Source organism: Nesterenkonia muleiensis (assembly GCF_003600155.1).
GTDB classification, from domain to species: domain Bacteria; phylum Actinomycetota; class Actinomycetes; order Actinomycetales; family Micrococcaceae; genus Nesterenkonia; species Nesterenkonia muleiensis.
Map to the genome: position 1 here is coordinate 127,201 of NZ_QWLD01000016.1, position 14,208 is coordinate 141,408.

General features: G+C 64.3%; 18 protein-coding genes. 6 read left to right on the plus strand and 12 right to left on the minus strand.

What is annotated here, in order from left to right:
- Positions 1 to 13 precede the first annotated feature (13 nt).
- Positions 14 to 1,231 (minus strand): cysteine desulfurase-like protein, encoded by a 1,218-nt coding sequence (locus tag DVO78_RS05545; protein WP_120003816.1) that lies wholly within the window; start codon positions 1,229 to 1,231, stop codon positions 14 to 16.
- A 12-nt stretch (positions 1,232 to 1,243) separates the two neighbouring features.
- Entirely contained in the window at positions 1,244 to 1,720 is a 477-nt protein-coding gene (locus DVO78_RS05550) for a flavodoxin domain-containing protein (RefSeq protein WP_120003817.1), read from the minus strand.
- Positions 1,721 to 1,925: 205 nt separating this feature from the next.
- Between DVO78_RS05550 and DVO78_RS05555 the strand changes: the two genes are divergently transcribed.
- The 4 genes from DVO78_RS05555 to DVO78_RS05570 all read left to right on the plus strand — a co-directional run bounded on the left by DVO78_RS05555 (position 1,926) and on the right by DVO78_RS05570 (position 4,863).
- The gene (locus DVO78_RS05555; RefSeq protein WP_120003818.1) at positions 1,926 to 2,834 is read left to right on the plus strand and encodes an ABC transporter ATP-binding protein; all 909 of its coding nucleotides are present in this window, start codon (positions 1,926 to 1,928) and stop codon (positions 2,832 to 2,834) included.
- Positions 2,831 to 3,958 (plus strand): ABC transporter permease, encoded by a 1,128-nt coding sequence (locus tag DVO78_RS05560; protein ID WP_120003819.1) that lies wholly within the window; start codon positions 2,831 to 2,833, stop codon positions 3,956 to 3,958. Before DVO78_RS05555 ends, DVO78_RS05560 begins: the two co-directional genes overlap by 4 nt.
- Before the next feature lie 87 nt (positions 3,959 to 4,045).
- On the plus strand, positions 4,046 to 4,411 hold the full coding sequence (locus DVO78_RS05565) for an ArsR/SmtB family transcription factor (RefSeq protein ID WP_120003820.1): 366 nt from the start codon (positions 4,046 to 4,048) through the stop codon (positions 4,409 to 4,411).
- On the plus strand, positions 4,408 to 4,863 hold the full coding sequence (locus DVO78_RS05570) for an SRPBCC family protein (protein WP_120003821.1): 456 nt from the start codon (positions 4,408 to 4,410) through the stop codon (positions 4,861 to 4,863). Before DVO78_RS05565 ends, DVO78_RS05570 begins: the two co-directional genes overlap by 4 nt.
- Before the next feature lie 52 nt (positions 4,864 to 4,915).
- Here DVO78_RS05570 and DVO78_RS05575 read toward each other — a convergent pair whose 3' ends face one another.
- The 10 genes from DVO78_RS05575 to arsB form a co-directional block, all read right to left on the minus strand.
- Positions 4,916 to 5,140, minus strand: coding sequence for a hypothetical protein (locus DVO78_RS05575; RefSeq protein WP_120003822.1), 225 nt, complete (start codon positions 5,138 to 5,140; stop codon positions 4,916 to 4,918).
- Between the two features lie 3 nt (positions 5,141 to 5,143).
- Positions 5,144 to 7,108, minus strand: a complete 1,965-nt coding sequence (locus DVO78_RS05580; protein WP_120003823.1) for an NHL domain-containing thioredoxin family protein — start codon at positions 7,106 to 7,108, stop codon at positions 5,144 to 5,146.
- Positions 7,109 to 7,252: 144 nt separating this feature from the next.
- Positions 7,253 to 9,382, minus strand: a complete 2,130-nt coding sequence (locus DVO78_RS05585) for a bifunctional copper resistance protein CopD/cytochrome c oxidase assembly protein (protein ID WP_120003824.1) — start codon at positions 9,380 to 9,382, stop codon at positions 7,253 to 7,255.
- On the minus strand, positions 9,363 to 9,560 hold the full coding sequence (locus DVO78_RS05590; RefSeq protein WP_120003825.1) for a hypothetical protein: 198 nt from the start codon (positions 9,558 to 9,560) through the stop codon (positions 9,363 to 9,365). The genes DVO78_RS05585 and DVO78_RS05590 overlap by 20 nt, the downstream gene beginning before the upstream one ends.
- A 106-nt stretch (positions 9,561 to 9,666) precedes the next feature.
- The gene (locus DVO78_RS05595; protein ID WP_120003826.1) at positions 9,667 to 9,951 is read right to left on the minus strand and encodes an HU family DNA-binding protein; all 285 of its coding nucleotides are present in this window, start codon (positions 9,949 to 9,951) and stop codon (positions 9,667 to 9,669) included.
- Positions 9,952 to 10,367: 416 nt separating this feature from the next.
- Positions 10,368 to 10,673, minus strand: a complete 306-nt coding sequence (rpsN, locus tag DVO78_RS05600; RefSeq protein ID WP_120003827.1) for a 30S ribosomal protein S14 — start codon at positions 10,671 to 10,673, stop codon at positions 10,368 to 10,370.
- A 2-nt stretch (positions 10,674 to 10,675) separates the two neighbouring features.
- Positions 10,676 to 10,843, minus strand: coding sequence for a 50S ribosomal protein L33 (gene rpmG, locus DVO78_RS05605; protein WP_120003828.1), 168 nt, complete (start codon positions 10,841 to 10,843; stop codon positions 10,676 to 10,678).
- On the minus strand, positions 10,843 to 11,079 hold the full coding sequence (rpmB, locus tag DVO78_RS05610) for a 50S ribosomal protein L28 (RefSeq protein ID WP_120003829.1): 237 nt from the start codon (positions 11,077 to 11,079) through the stop codon (positions 10,843 to 10,845). The genes rpmG and rpmB overlap by 1 nt, the downstream gene beginning before the upstream one ends.
- 504 nt (positions 11,080 to 11,583) lie before the next feature.
- On the minus strand, positions 11,584 to 12,063 hold the full coding sequence (locus tag DVO78_RS05615) for an arsenate reductase ArsC (RefSeq protein ID WP_120003830.1): 480 nt from the start codon (positions 12,061 to 12,063) through the stop codon (positions 11,584 to 11,586).
- Positions 12,060 to 13,214 (minus strand): ACR3 family arsenite efflux transporter, encoded by a 1,155-nt coding sequence (arsB, locus tag DVO78_RS05620; protein WP_238385157.1) that lies wholly within the window; start codon positions 13,212 to 13,214, stop codon positions 12,060 to 12,062. Before arsB ends, DVO78_RS05615 begins: the two co-directional genes overlap by 4 nt.
- A 117-nt stretch (positions 13,215 to 13,331) precedes the next feature.
- On the opposite strand from arsB, the gene DVO78_RS05625 reads away from it, so the two are divergent.
- Positions 13,332 to 13,730 carry an ArsR/SmtB family transcription factor gene (locus DVO78_RS05625; protein WP_120003832.1) on the plus strand — a complete coding sequence of 133 codons (399 nt, stop codon included), beginning with the start codon at positions 13,332 to 13,334 and terminating at the stop codon, positions 13,728 to 13,730.
- Positions 13,730 to 14,146, plus strand: a complete 417-nt coding sequence (locus DVO78_RS05630) for an arsenate-mycothiol transferase ArsC (RefSeq protein ID WP_120003833.1) — start codon at positions 13,730 to 13,732, stop codon at positions 14,144 to 14,146. The genes DVO78_RS05625 and DVO78_RS05630 overlap by 1 nt, the downstream gene beginning before the upstream one ends.
- Positions 14,147 to 14,208: the final 62 nt, after the last annotated feature.

Here is a 14,208-nt window from a genome sequence, read left to right on the forward strand (position 1 = left end):
ACACCATCACCCGTCAGGAGCCGGCTTTCAGGTGATCCATCAGGGCAGCGAGGAACCTGTCGGCGTCGTCGTCGCTGGTGTAGGGAGCAATCCCGATGCGCAGTCCGGCCTCATCCTCCACGCCGAGCCGACCGAAGGTCTCATAGGCGTAAAAAGAGCCCGCTGGGGCATGGATACCCTGGGCATGCAGCGTTCGGGAGACCTCCTTCGAGCTCCTGCCGGGGAAGGTGAGGAACAGCGTAGGTGTGCGCTGGGCCGCCCGCGAGTGCACCACCACCTGGTCCCCCAACTCCTCCTGAATTGTGGTCAGAATCCGGTGTGCCAGCTGCTGCTCATGCTGACTAATCATCGCATGGGCGAGCCGCAGACTCTCGCGTCGGCTCCCGGATCCTGAGCCGGCTTCGGCAAGGAAATCTACTGCCGCGGTGGCACCGGCCATCAGCTCATACGGGAGGGTACCCAGCTCGAACCGTTCCGGAACCTGATTCGGAGAGGGCAGGAGCTTATCCGGGATGATGCTCTCCAGCAGGTCAGGGTCGGCCGCGAGCACCGCGCAGTGCGGCCCCAGAAACTTATACGGGGAGCAGACGAAGAAGTCCGCGCCCAGCGCAGAGATGTCGACCAGAGAATGTGCGGTGTAGTGCACCCCGTCCACGTAGACCAGTGCCCCTGCCCGGTGCGCCTGCTCCGCCAAGAACGCCACATCAACAATGGTGCCAATCAGGTTCGAGGCCGCAGTCACCGCCACCAGGCGTGTGCGCGCATTGATGAGGGTGTCCGCCTCAGAGAAGTCCAGCCCACCGGTGGACGGGTCCAGGTCGATCCACCTGACCGTGGCCCCGGTCCGCTCGGCGGCCTGCACCCAGGGCCGCACATTGGCGTCGTGGTCCAGCCGGGTGACCACCACCTCATCTCCAACACCCCAGGTTCTGGACAGGTGCCGGGAGAAGTCATAGGTGAGCTGGGTGGCGCTGCGGCCGTAGACCACTCCGCGGGGGTCGGCACCCAGCAGGTCGGCGTAGGCGCGGCGGAACTGCCCCACAGCATTCTCCGCGTTGAGCTCAGAGACTGACTGAAGACCCCTGTTGGACAGAGGCCCCGTCAGTGTGGCGGCCACGGCTTCGCCCACCGGCCGCGGGCTCTGGGTGCCTCCGGGTGCGTCCAGGAACACGACTCCGGACTCCAGGGAGGGGAAGCAGCCGCGGAAGCTCTCCAGGTCGAACACGCTCATGGGCCGCGGCGCTCAGTTCACCCCGTAGGCCAGCAGCCCGTGTGCCCAGTCTTCGATGGCCGGCCAGTCGCGGAAGTCCGCGTCGCTGGGCGCCTTGGCGACTTTGAGCTGGAGCTTCTCGAAGAAGCTGAGCTTTTCGGCATCCATGGCACCGCGGAAGTAGACGAGGTCGCGGTGCGGGAACCGCCGCAGAGTCGCCACCAGCTTCTCATTCAGGCTCGGCCCGCCGCCCACGGCGAAGAGGAACAGCGGCTTTCCTGCGAGTTCCGTCCTATGCGCCTCCAAAAACAGTGTGGCCTCGCCCAGCAGCTTCTGCCGGTACACCGGGATGCCCATCACCACATTCGTGGTCTCATACAGCCACTGCCCGGCCTCCCCCACCTCTTTGACATGTGCCTTGACCCCACGGGCAGACAATGTCGAGGCGATGCGCTCGCCGATCTCAGCAGTGGAGCCATGCTTGCTCGCCACAACGACCATGGTGGTCATAGGTTCACGCGCCTTTCGCCTGGGTGCAGAGCTATGTCTACGAGCCTATCCAATTCTGACGCCGTTCGTGCTCATGGACTCCCGGCCGTCACGATGGTGTCTGCGGATACCTCCTGAGGATGATGTCCCCCGCAGGATGCCGCAGATAGAGTGCAGTGCGGAAATGGTTCATCAGGGCTCACACACATTAGGGGGATCGGAACACATGCTGGAACTTCATGACATGTGCCGGTCGTTCTCCGGCAAGCAGGTGCTCCACGACGTCAGCTTCACCGCTGACCGGGGCCAGCTGACCGGGTTCGTCGGCGGCAACGGTGCTGGCAAGACCACGACGATGCGGATCATCCTGGGCGTGCTCGCCGCCGACTCGGGCACCATTGTTCTGGACGGGTCGCCGCTGACCAGCACCTCCAGGTCACGCTTCGGGTATATGCCCGCCGAGCGCGGCCTGTACCCGAAGATGAAGATCGCCGAGCAGATCACCTATCTGACCCGGCTGCACGGCTTCTCCAAGGATGAGGCCATCTCCCGCGCGGAAAGACTCCTGGAGAGCCTGGGGCTGGCCGACCGGATGAAGGACCCCCTGGAGACCCTGTCCACCGGCAACCAGCAACGGGTGCAGATCGCCGCCGCACTAGTCCACGACCCGGATGTGCTGATCCTGGACGAGCCGTTCTCCGGTCTCGATCCCTTGGCGGTCGACCAGATCCTCGCAGTACTGACCGAACGCGCCGAGGCCGGCTCTGTGGTGCTGTTCAGCTCACATCAGCTCGATGTGGTGGAGCGGCTCTGCAACGATCTGGTGATCATCGGTGACGGCAGAATCCTAGACTCAGGAGACCGCGAGGACCTGCGGCGCCGCCACGGAACCCTGCGTTACGAACTCACCTCAGAGACCGACCTGACCTGGGTCAGGAGCCGTCCGGGTGTGGAGGTCGATGAAGCGGCTCCAGCCAAAGTCCTCTTCCGGGCCGAACCTCCCGCGGCTCAATCATTGCTGGCCGAGGCCGTGCAGCGGGGCACCGTGCAGAGCTTCAGACCGGTGCTTCCGAATCTCAGTGAGATTTTCCGAGAGTTCACCGCCGACAAGACCCAGCAGGAGAGTCCAGTATGAGTGCTGCGAACCAGACGTCCGCCCCGACCAGCCCGCTGGGCACCGCTGCGGCCACACGGCTGGTCGCCGAACGCGAAGTCAGCACACAGGTGAAGTCCAAGTCCTTCATCATCTCGACTCTGGTCACCGTGGTGATCATCGTCGGCGGCATCATCGCTCTGGACTTCTTCACCGGCAACGACGATGATCAGTTCACCGCGGCCACAGTCGATGTCGTCACCGAGGGCCAAGCCCACCTGGAGACCGCTGGCTTTGATGTATCCGACACCTCTTCTATCCAGGAGGCAGAGGAGCTGCTGCGCGAGGGCGAAGTCGATGTGATCGTCACTGCAGATCCCGACTCCCCCTTGGGTCTGCAGCTGATCGGTTTGGACAGCATCCCCATGGAAGAGGCCCAGCTGCTCTCGGTGATGCCCACTATGGACGTCCTGGACGGCGATGCAGCAGACGAGGGGCTGCGCTACATCGCCGCCATGGGCTTTGGCCTGGTGTTCATGATCGTGGCCATGGGCTCCGGCATGATGATTCTGCAGAACACCATTATGGAAAAGCAGAACAGGATCGTGGAGATTCTGCTGTCGGCCATCTCGGCACGGGCTCTGCTGGCAGGCAAAATCGTCGGCAATTCCATTGTCGCGCTCGGTCAGGCGGTGGTGATGGCGGCCTCGGCTGCACTGGGCCTGGCAGTCACCGGGCAGCTGGACTATTTGGAGATGCTGTCCTGGCCGATGCTGTGGTTCGTGGTGTTCTTCATCCCTGGCTTTGTTCTGGTGGCCTCTGTGTTCGCGGCCTCGGCCTCGCTGGTCTCACGCCAGGAGGACTCCGGAAGTGTGATGACTCCGGCGATGATGATGGTGATGCTGCCGTACTTCGTGGTGATCTTCATGCTCAACAACGACCTGGTGATCACCATCGCCTCCTATGTGCCCTTTAGCGCTCCGGTGGCGATGTCCCTGCGGCTCTTCGACGGCGACGTCGCCTGGTTCGAGCCGGTGGTCTCCATGGGCATCCTGCTGCTGACCACCGCCCTGGTGATGGCTCTGGCGGCGAAGATCTACAGCCGCTCGCTGTTGCAGATGGGCCAACGCGTCAGACTCTCCGCAGCCCTGAAGTCCTCGGGCTGAAACAGGGCACGTTCCAGCACTACTGCTTGACATCTCTGTTCGCCGAGTTTTACATTTAAGCAATCACCTAATTAAGGAGATTGTTTAATGAGGGCGGACGACCGACTGAGCCGAGTGTTCGCCGCGCTCGCAGATCAGACCCGGCGGGAGATCCTGGCACAGCTGTCCCAGGGCTCCGCCAGCGTCGGCGAGGTGGCCTCGAGGTTTGACATGAGCGCCCCTGCGGTCTCCCAGCATCTCAAGGTGCTCGAACGCGCCGGGCTCATCACCCGCACCGTGCAGGCACAGTGGCGGACACTGTCTATGCGAGCTGAACCTCTCGACGAGGCCTCAGCCTGGATGGAGGAGCAGCGCCGCACATGGAACCTGCACCTCGACGCCCTTGATGAGCACCTCGGAAGCATGAAAAAGGACATATCGAACCCACAAGACTCCAAGGAGACAAAACCATGAGCGCCTCAGATGCAACAACCCCGGAGTTCACGATCACCCGAGTCTTCGACGCCCCGCGTGGATTGGTGTGGCGGGCGTGGACTAAGGAGGCCGAACTCGCCCAGTGGCTGCGCCCCTTCGGCGTCACCACCGATTCGGTGTCCTTCGACGTGCGTGTCGGCGGCCACTACACCTACACCATGACCAACGACGAGACCGGAGAGAAGTTCCCCACCGGCGGTGTCTTCCTCGAGGTGGAGCCTCTCAGCCGCTTGGTCTTCACCTGGGGAGAGCCTGGTGCCCCAGTCGAGGCCGCGCCGGTCATCACGCTGACCTTCACCGCACAGGGCGAACGCACTGAACTCGTATTCCATCTGCGCGGATACGACGGCGCACCGGGCGATGGCTTCGTCTACGACGGCTGGGATGAGGCGCTGACGAACTTCAGCCGGCACCTGGTGGTGAATCGCTGAGCTGAGAGACCCAGCGCACGGTCTATCTGTTCTCAGATGACAGAGCACAGACTCAGCACAGGGCAAGAGCCTTGAGATTCTCGGCACCCTGCTGGGCCGCCAGATGCCGGAGAATCATATATGCACAGGGCCCTGCCAGCGCCAGGTAGATCAGAACGCGGAGCCCCAGGTTTCCCTGTGAGGCCCATACGTCGGCCAGAAAGGCCAGAGTGACTGCGCTGAGGAATGAGGTCCAGAAGGGTGGGAAGCGACGTGGCCGCTGGTCCTCATTCTCCACCTGTTACTTCACCCCGCGCAGATCGAGGTTAAGCGCCGTGTCCCCACCCGGGTCGAGAACCACCGGGATCCCCCAGTCCTGCTGGTAGAGGTGGCAGGCCGCGTGCATGGGGATGTCCTCACCGGGGGCACCGTCGCAGGCCGCTGCCCGTGCGGTGATGTGCAGAACCCCCTCAGAGATGTCAGGGTTCAGGGTCAGGGTCCGGTTCAGCCCCTCAGTGGTGCCTGCGCCGCCGGAGATGAGCTCCGGCGGGGTGGAGCTGACCTGCAGCTGGGTGGGGTCGCCCCAGCGGTCGTCCAGCTTCTGATCGGTGGGGGCGGAGAAGCTGACGCTGAGTCCGAACTCACCCGGGGCCACCGGGGTGCGCGGCCGCTGAGTCTGGGTCGCTCCCTCGTCGACGGTGAGGAACTCCTCAGGCACCGCGATGCGCACCAGCTGGTGGGCATTGGTCTCCACTACCAGCAGGGACTCGCCGCCGTCGATGTCACCGCCCAGCAGCACATCTGAGGGCTCCTTGAGCCCACGGGCCACGGTGGAGACCCCGGCCGGGACCAGGCTGCCGTCGGCAGCGGTGTGCTCGGCCCGGTACCGGCGGATGGCCCCGTTATAGGTATCGGCCACCAGCACGGAGCCGTCCGGCAGGGCGGTCACGCCCAGCGGGTGCTGCAGCCTGGCCTGCCCCGGGTCACCGTCGCGGAACCCGAAGTCGTAGAGCCCTTCGCCGATGACAGTCTCCACCGCCGGGGCCTCAGCACTCTGCGAGGTGCGCAGTACGCGCAGCGAGGAGGTCTCGGAGTCGGCGATCCAGATGTCACCAGCTGCGTCCTGGGCCAGCCCCGAGCTCTGGGCGTACCAGGCCTCACCGGGTGCCCCGTCGACCAGTCCTTCGATGCCGGTGCCGGAGTAGACCGCCAGCTCGCCGGTGGCCGGGTCGAAGCTGAAAATCTGATGGCTTCCGGCCATCGCGACCACGACCCCGCCCACCGTCTCCGACCAGAGCACATCCCAGGGTGAGGACAGCGAGACCTCCAGCGGGTCGGTGCCCAGACTACCTACCACCACCGCACCTTCACGGGTGCGCTCGGCGTCCAGCAGGCGCTGCACCCCGTTGCCGGCCAGAGTCGTCACCTCGCCGGTGGTGATGTTGATGCCGCGCAGCCGGTGGTTGACGGTGTCGGCGACGACGATGTCATAGCCCACCTGCTCTGCCAGCTCTGCCGGCAGGAGAGTCAGCCCCTGAGGTTCGTTGAACTGTGCTGATCCCGCGCCCCCATCGGCATAGCCCTTCTCGCCGGTACCCCAGGCCTGGAGCACTGTCTCCAGATCTGCGGCGAGCTGGACGATCCGGTGATGGCCGGTGTCGGCCACCAAGAAGGTGCCGACGGCCGCGTCGCTCCCCAGGGGACGGCTCACTGACACTGCCTTGCCGGGGAAGCGCAAGGTCCGGCTGACCGGCTCGGGGGCCACATAGGGACCGTCGCCCCGGTGCAGGGTGCCCTTGGCCCCGTGCTCGGCGACCAGCTCCTCCACCAGCGAGCTCAGCCCGGCCACATGCCCCTCTCCGGAGAGACTGGCGGCGATGTAACCCTCCGGGTCGATGACCACCAGAGTGGGCCAGGCCCGGGCGGAATAGGCCTGCCAGGTGATCAGCTCCGGGTCGTCGAGCACCGGATGCTCGATCTCGTAGCGTTCGACCGCAGCGGCGATCGCCTCCGGATCGGCCTCATGCTCGAACTTGGGTGAGTGGACCCCCACAGTGACCAGCACATCGGCGTACTGCTCCTCCAGCGGGCGGAGCTCGTCGAGCACATGCAGGCAGTTGATGCAGCAGAAGGTCCAGAAGTCCAGGATGACGATCTTCCCGCGCAGCTGCTGCAGACTCAGCTGCTCGCCTCCGGTGTTGAGCCAATTGCGGCCCAGCAGCTCCGAGGCGCGCACTCGCGAGCTGCGCTGAATCGTCTCAGTCATCGATGGGCTCCTCCTGGCGGGCTGGCGGCGCGCTCTGGCGGCCGCGGACGTCGTCGTGATCTTCTTGCGTCAACCAGGCTCAGCCTAAATCTGTTCCGGGCCCGCCTGCTGTGTGTATGACCCCGTGTGACCTGCGCCTGAACCTCACCTGGGCGGCTTTCCCCGTTCGGCCATCTGCTCGAACATCTGATTGTAGGCCTCCAGCTCGGCGTCGCCGGTGCGGTCGGCCTCGCGGTCCAGCCGCTTCATCTCCCGCTTGTCATCTGTGGCCCATTGGATACAGACGATCACCCCCAGCAGCACTGCGGGAATCTCACCGAGCCCCCACATCAGCTCCCCGCCGGTGTGCTGGTCATCGATGGCCGGGAACCAGCCGTGACCCATATTGCCGAACCAGTCGGGCTGGATCAGCTGCTCAGCCGACATCAGGGCCACCGCGAAGAACGCGTGGAAGACCATGGTGGCCAGCAGGATGATCACCCGCAGGAAATGCGGCGGGCGGTTCGGCAGCGGGTCACGGCCAATGAGCACCAGGGCAAAGATGTAGCCGGTGAGCAGGAAGTGCACCGTCATGAAGATATGTCCCAGGTGGTACTCCAGCGCCCAGCCGAAGACCGGTGTGTAGTAGAACAGCAGGATCGAGCCGGCGAAGTTCGCCGCGGCGACGATCGGGTGGGTGACGATCTTGGACCAGGTCGAATGCACCAGCCAGAGGATCCATTCGCGCGCTCCGCGGGTGCCGTCGCTCCGGACCGGCAGTGAGCGCATAGCCAGAGTCACCGGAGAGCCCAGAACCAAGAAGATGGGTGCGACCATGGTCAGGGTCATGTGCTGGATCATATGTCCGGAGAAGGTCACCATTCCGTAGACGGCGGGACCGCCGGAGGTAATCCAGAACAGCACCCCCAGCCCGAAGATCCAGGAGACGGCGCGCATGATCGGCCAGCTGATCCCGCGGCGGCGGACCTGAATCACCGCACGGAGGTACCACAGCCCCAGGAACAGGACCACAGCCACCCAGAGCCAGTCGAAGCGCCAGAGGGTGAAGAAGTGGGCCAGACCCGGCTCCGGCGGCAGGTCGTAACCGGTGAGCATCCGTGCGGCATTCGCATCAGACGAGTGATGTTCCGGTACCGGGGGCGGGGTGCGGCCCAGCACGGCGCTGATCCCGATCACCGTGGTCATGATGGCGACCTCGACCAGGATCAGCTGCCAGAGCACCCGCGTGGTGGAGAGGGAGGATGAGGCGGTCATCCGCGGGATCAGCCAGCTGCGGTGAGCGAAGCCGATGGCTGCCAGAGTCAGGGTGCCTGCGGTTTTCGCCACCAGCATCAGACCGTAGTCTGTGCCGAACAGGTCACCGGGGCTGCCGATCCGCAGGTCCGCATTGATCAGGCCGGAGGCCGCCACCGTGACCAGCGCCAGACCGGCCAGGACCGAGTAACGACGCAGCAGGGTGCCGAGAATCTCAGGTCCGCCCTGGTCCCGGGCTGTGAGCGTCCGGGCGGTGCGTGCGATCTCCGGGGACAGCAGGGCCAGTACGATGAGTCCTCCGACCCAGATCACTACGCCCAGCAGATGCAGGCCCAGCGAGTTCACCGCGGCCATGTGGTCATCTCCGGAGGCCGAATGGCCCACCATGGCCATGGGGACGATGGCACACAGCCCCAGGATCCCGATGAAACCTATTCCGGCCGGATGCCGGACTGCTGCCAGCAGGGTGGCGCAGACCGCGGCGATGAGGACCACCGCCAGCCACGCCTGCCCGGTGGGGATGTTCAGCGCATAGTCGAAGAAGCCCTCAGAGAAACTGGGGTCCGCCGAGACCGGAAGGCCGGCAAGTGAGGAGAACGTGAGCACCAGCACCGCGATCGCCGCCACCGTCCAGACCACGGATGCTGCCATGGCGATCTGCAGGGTTCGGCAGTAGAGAGGATGCTCCTCGCCGGAACTGCGGTCCTGCCTGTTGCGGGGGCCGCTGCGGAAGGGCACGGCCACCGCGGCCAGAATCGCCGCGCCGATGGCGGTGGCCATCGCGATGTGGTGGATATAACGGGCCGCGGGAAGCCCCCACCTGGTGAGCGCACCGGGATCGGAGATGGCTCCTGACTGACCAACACCGGTCAGCACTCCGGCAATGATCAGGGCAAGAAGGCCCACCGTCAGCACCACGGCGGTGATCGGAAGCGGTGCGGCCCATGGGCCGCTGGCGGAGCCCCTGCTGCCGGTGCCGGTCTTCGCCGCGCTGGAGCTGTCAGTTCTGATCGTGGTCATCCTGCGGATCGTCGTCGCTGCGCCACTGCTCGGACTGTTTGAGCTTCTTCCACATGAGAACCAGCACCACTGCCACCACGGCAAAGGCACCGGCGGCGAAGACAAGGGGTGCCCAGCCCGGAGCATCGACCTGAAGGTCAGACGCTGCGAGCAGCTGCTGGATCAGGACCGAGGACATAAGAGAATTCTACAATGCGTCGAAATAGACGACGGTCCCCGCCTCTTGTGAAGAGGCGGGGACCGTTTTCGTGGCCTGAAAGCGCATCGCGCTGCTCAGGCAGTGCTCACTTGCCCGAGGCAGCAGCCTTCAGCTTGGAGCCAGCGGACAGCTTCACGGAGTAGCCGGCCGGAATCTGGATGGTCTCACCGGTCTGCGGGTTGCGGCCGGTGCGGGCGGCACGCTCGGTGCGCTCCACAGAGAGCCAACCAGGAATGGAGACCTTCTCGCCCTTGGAAACCTGCTCGGTGAAGACCTCGAAGACGGAATCGAGCACGCCGTTGACGGCTGCCTGGGAATTGCCGGACTTCTCTGCGACTGCTGCGACGAGTTCGCTGCGGTTCAGTGCCATGTGTTTGTCCTCCTGGACTGATTCATCTGTTGTCCCAGCGGGCCGAACTTCCGCATGATTCCGCGGATCAGCGGCCGTTCTGGGCTTCCAGTCTGGCAACTTACCACGCAGAAACGTCGAACTCCGTGCGAAACGTCAGTTTTGGGCGTGTTTCCAGGACTTTTCCCTCTGAGCGTACTGAAATACCGGGGCCGCAGAGCGTCCCAGCCACCATCCTGCCCGGCCTCGCCGTCTTGATCCCGCGCGGACTTGCACCCTCAGATTGCCATTTTCCGGCCAGATCAGGCAGGTTCTGGCAATCTCACTGTGCAGATGCAGCTCTTGTTGCTCGCACAGGCGAAAGGCTGCGCACAAAAAAGTGGGGCCTCCCAAGAAGGGAGCCCCCACTTTTAGCGAAGATCAGTGGACCAATCGGGTCACCAAGAGGACTTGGTGATTCCTGGCAGTTCGCCGCGGTGGGCCATATCGCGGAAGCGGATACGGGAGATACCGAACTTCTGGAAAGTCCCGCGCGGGCGGCCGTCGATCGAGTCGCGGTTGCGCACGCGCACCGGGGAGGCGTCGCGGGGAAGCTTCTGCAGGCCCACCCGAGCAGCCTCGCGGTCCTCATCTGAGGCTCCTGCGTCGATGAGGGTCTTCTTCAGCTGGGCGCGCTTCTCGGCATAGCGATCAACGATGACCTTGCGCTGCTCGTTCTTTGCGATCTTGGACTTCTTAGCCATGATCAGCGCTCCTCTCGGAAGTCGACGTGCTGACGGACGACCGGATCGTACTTCTTCAGCACGATGCGGTCAGGGTTGTTGCGGCGGTTCTTGCGGGTCACATAGGTGAAGCCCGTCCCGGCAGTCGACTTCAGCTTGATGATGGGACGTACGTCCTTGTCCTTGGCCACTAGAGCTTCTCACCTCGCTTCAGCAGATCAGCGACGACCGCGTCAATGCCGCGTACATCGATAGTCTTGATGCCCTTGACGGACAGGTTCAGTGTCACTTTGCGGCCCAGGGAAGGAACCCAGTAGGTCTTCTTCTGGATGTTCGGGTCGAACCGGCGCTTGGTGCGGCGGTGCGAGTGCGAGATCTGGTGGCCGAACTGCGGCCCCACTCCCGTCACCTGGCAACGTGCTGCCATGATCACTCCTCTTGAGTTTCAGTACATAGATGCGGTTAAAGGCCCGCAGGCGCGGACCATTTCACTGACACCGGTACGAGGACGACCAGGCTGGGTGAGATCCAACCGAAGTTGCCTACGGACACGCGGAGACCGCGTGGACGGTGCAAAGTTTTGGCGGCGCTTGAGCTGTTTTCCGGCGCCGAACCCATAAACAGGCACAGCACAGCCAAGCAGACGAAAGACAACTATAGCCGGAGCAACGACGATGACGCAAAGTCAGGATACTCCCCTCCATAGCTGATCCCACACACCTCAACCATGGTGTCAAGGTGCGCAGTGTCCAGCCTCAGAAGCTGAGTTTCGTCACGATCGGGCTGCTCAACAGGATCGGCGTCACGCATGGACGCACCCTGAGCACCGTGCTCATGCACCGTTCCCTGTGAGCCCAACCGGTGATTTCCAGGAGTCGGCGGGAGGCGTCATCGATAGTGCACTGCCAGGGAAAGAACAGCTCGCGGTGGCTTACTGGCTGTAGGCCTCGGACAGAGAGCGCGGATCCACCGGCCCTGGGTTCTCCACCCCGAGTGAACGCGCCAATTCCTCGACCCTCCCCTTGATGTCATCGCGGATCCGCCGCACGGCAGCCAGATCCTTTCCGGCGGGATCCTCCAGTGTCCAATCCTCATAGCGCTTGCCGGGATAGTAGGGACAGTCATCCCCGCAGCCCATGGTGATGACCGCGTCGGACTCCTGAAGCATGTCTGCTGAGAGCTCGTTGGTGCTGCGCCCGGTGATGTCGATGCCGAGCTCGGCCATGGCCTCGGCGGCAACGGGATTGATCTGATCGGCCGGCTGGGTGCCGCCGGAGTAAACCTGGACGTGGTCGCCGCCGAGTTCGCGCAGGAACGCGGCGGCCATCTGCGAGCGCCCAGCGTTGTGCACGCAGACGAAGGTCACAGTGGGCAGGTGAGGCTGCTGTGCGGTGTCGGCTGGGGGGATCATGGCGTTCTCCTGAGGTAGGCGTCGGGGGTGGAACTCTTGGCGACAGGGCGGACAGATTGAGTCTGCGGCGGCACTGCGGTCTGGGGGAAGAAGCGGCGGGCCCAGAGGGCCACGTAGACTAGTCCCACCAAGACGGGGACTTCGATGAGCGGGCCGACCACTCCCGCCAGAGCCTGGCCGCTGGCAGCACCGAACGTGGCGATGGACACCGCGATGGCCAGCTCGAAGTTATTGCCCGCTGCGGTGAAGCTCAGCGTGGTGGAGCGTTCGTAGCCCAGCCGCAGCAGCCAGCCGATCAGCATGGAGGCACCGAAGGTCACCACGAAGTAGATCAGCAGAGGCACCGCGATCCGGGCGACGTCGAAGGGACTGCTCAGCACCTGCTGGCCCTGTAGCGCGAAGAGCAGCACGATGGTGAACAGCAGCCCGTAGAGCGCCCAAGGCCCGATCCTGGGAAGCAGTCTCGACTCGTAGGCAGCCCTGCCCATTCGGGCTTCGCCGACAGTGCGGGTGATCAAGCCGGCAGCCAGCGGGATACCCAGGAACACCAGCACCGAGACCGTGATCGCCCAGACGGAGAACTCCGCGGAAGTGGTCTCCAGGCCGAGCCAGCCCGGCAGCAGCTGCAGGTAGAACCAGCCCAGCACCCCGAACATGAAGACTTGGAAGACGGAGTTGACCGCCACCAGCACCGCGGCGGCCTCCCGGTCCCCGCAGGCTAAGTCGTTCCAGATCAGCACCATGGCGATGCACCGGGCGAGCCCCACGATGATCAGTCCGGTGCGGTACTCCGGCAGATCCGGCAGGAAGAGCCAGGCCAGAGCAAACATGAACGCCGGGGCCAGCAGCCAGTTGATGACCAGGGAGGTGACCAGCAGCTTCTTGTCACTGACCACCTGTCCGGTCTCGTTGTAGCGGACCTTGGCCAACACCGGGTACATCATGACCAGCAGTCCGATGGCGATCGGTACCGAGACCCCGGCAATCTCCACCGCGTGCAGCACCTGGCTCACGCCGGGGGCGACGACGGCGATCAATAGTCCCAGCCCCATCGCGCCCAGGATCCAGACCGGCAGAAACCTGTCCAGCACGGAAAGTCGCTTCAGCACCACACCGGCATCCGATGGGGGCAAATCAGGGCGATGGGTCACGGGCACCTCAGAGGTTGGTAGCGGACTGCCTTAAGCATCGACAAACTTCGATATGCTGAGTATCGTCAAATATATCGATAGTTGTCAATCTATTGAGCGTTCCACAGAAAGGCGCCCATGACTGAGACGGCCACGCCCCCGACAACCTGCTGCTCGCCACCACCTGCACAGACCTCATTGGACGACGACACCGCGGTGGAGCTGGCTACCCGGTTCAAGGCCCTCGGCGACCCGAACCGCCTGCTGCTGCTGGCCACCATCGCTGCCGGCGATACCTCCGAGGCATGCGTCTGCGACCTCACCGAACCGCTGGGCCTGGGCCAGCCGACTGTCTCGCATCACCTGAAGATCTTGGTAGACGCGGGTTTCCTCACCAGGGAGAAGCGCGGCACCTGGTCCTACTACTCGGTGGTCCCGGGCACGCTCAAGAACTTGTGCCAGAGCCTCTGCGCCGAATCTGCCCTCGGCGGCATGATGGACTCCGGCGCCTCCGCACAGAAGGAGGCCTGCTGCTGATGACCGGAGTGCTCTTCGTGTGCGTGAAGAACCGGGGTAAGTCGCAGATGGCAGCCGGCCTGTTCGAGAGGGAGCTCGCAGAGGCGGGGAGGCCCGACGCCGTCCGGGTGAGTTCGGCGGGGACCCAGGCAGGCACCACCATCAACGCGCTCTCCGCCGAGGTGCTTGCCGAGCTAGGAGTGAATATCTCTGGCCGAAGGCCGACCCAGCTCACCGAGGAGGCGATGCGGGACGCCGGGCTCGTCGTCGTGCTGGGTGCGGAGGCGCAGGTGCCAGACGTTTATGGCGTGACCGTCGAACGCTGGGAGACCGACGAGCCCTCGCTGCGCGGCATTGACGGCCGCGAACGCATGGAGCTGGTCCGCGACGATATCCACGCCCGGGTCAGGGAGCTCGCCGCCCGCATAGCCGGCTAAGCCGGGGGCAGAGGCGCAGGCAATTGGTCCCATGATCTTCCACCATCCCGCACCGGGTGAAC

Bases quoted from the DNA above. Each gene is read 5' to 3' on its own strand.
- DVO78_RS05555 (WP_120003818.1), top strand. From the start codon at position 1,926: ATGCTGGAACTTCATGACATGTGCCGGTCGTTCTCCGGCAAGCAGGTG.
- rpmB (WP_120003829.1), bottom strand. From the start codon at position 11,079: ATGGCAGCACGTTGCCAGGTGACGGGAGTGGGGCCGCAGTTCGGCCAC.
- DVO78_RS05565 (WP_120003820.1), top strand. From the start codon at position 4,046: ATGAGGGCGGACGACCGACTGAGCCGAGTGTTCGCCGCGCTCGCAGAT.
- DVO78_RS05560 (WP_120003819.1), top strand. From the start codon at position 2,831: ATGAGTGCTGCGAACCAGACGTCCGCCCCGACCAGCCCGCTGGGCACC.
- DVO78_RS05585 (WP_120003824.1), bottom strand. From the start codon at position 9,382: ATGACCACGATCAGAACTGACAGCTCCAGCGCGGCGAAGACCGGCACC.
- DVO78_RS05550 (WP_120003817.1), bottom strand. From the start codon at position 1,720: ATGACCACCATGGTCGTTGTGGCGAGCAAGCATGGCTCCACTGCTGAG.
- DVO78_RS05630 (WP_120003833.1), top strand. From the start codon at position 13,730: ATGACCGGAGTGCTCTTCGTGTGCGTGAAGAACCGGGGTAAGTCGCAG.
- DVO78_RS05590 (WP_120003825.1), bottom strand. From the start codon at position 9,560: ATGTCCTCGGTCCTGATCCAGCAGCTGCTCGCAGCGTCTGACCTTCAG.
- DVO78_RS05580 (WP_120003823.1), bottom strand. From the start codon at position 7,108: ATGACTGAGACGATTCAGCGCAGCTCGCGAGTGCGCGCCTCGGAGCTG.
- DVO78_RS05570 (WP_120003821.1), top strand. From the start codon at position 4,408: ATGAGCGCCTCAGATGCAACAACCCCGGAGTTCACGATCACCCGAGTC.
- DVO78_RS05595 (WP_120003826.1), bottom strand. From the start codon at position 9,951: ATGGCACTGAACCGCAGCGAACTCGTCGCAGCAGTCGCAGAGAAGTCC.
- DVO78_RS05615 (WP_120003830.1), bottom strand. From the start codon at position 12,063: ATGATCCCCCCAGCCGACACCGCACAGCAGCCTCACCTGCCCACTGTG.
- DVO78_RS05545 (WP_120003816.1), bottom strand. From the start codon at position 1,231: ATGAGCGTGTTCGACCTGGAGAGCTTCCGCGGCTGCTTCCCCTCCCTG.
- DVO78_RS05625 (WP_120003832.1), top strand. From the start codon at position 13,332: ATGACTGAGACGGCCACGCCCCCGACAACCTGCTGCTCGCCACCACCT.
- rpsN (WP_120003827.1), bottom strand. From the start codon at position 10,673: ATGGCTAAGAAGTCCAAGATCGCAAAGAACGAGCAGCGCAAGGTCATC.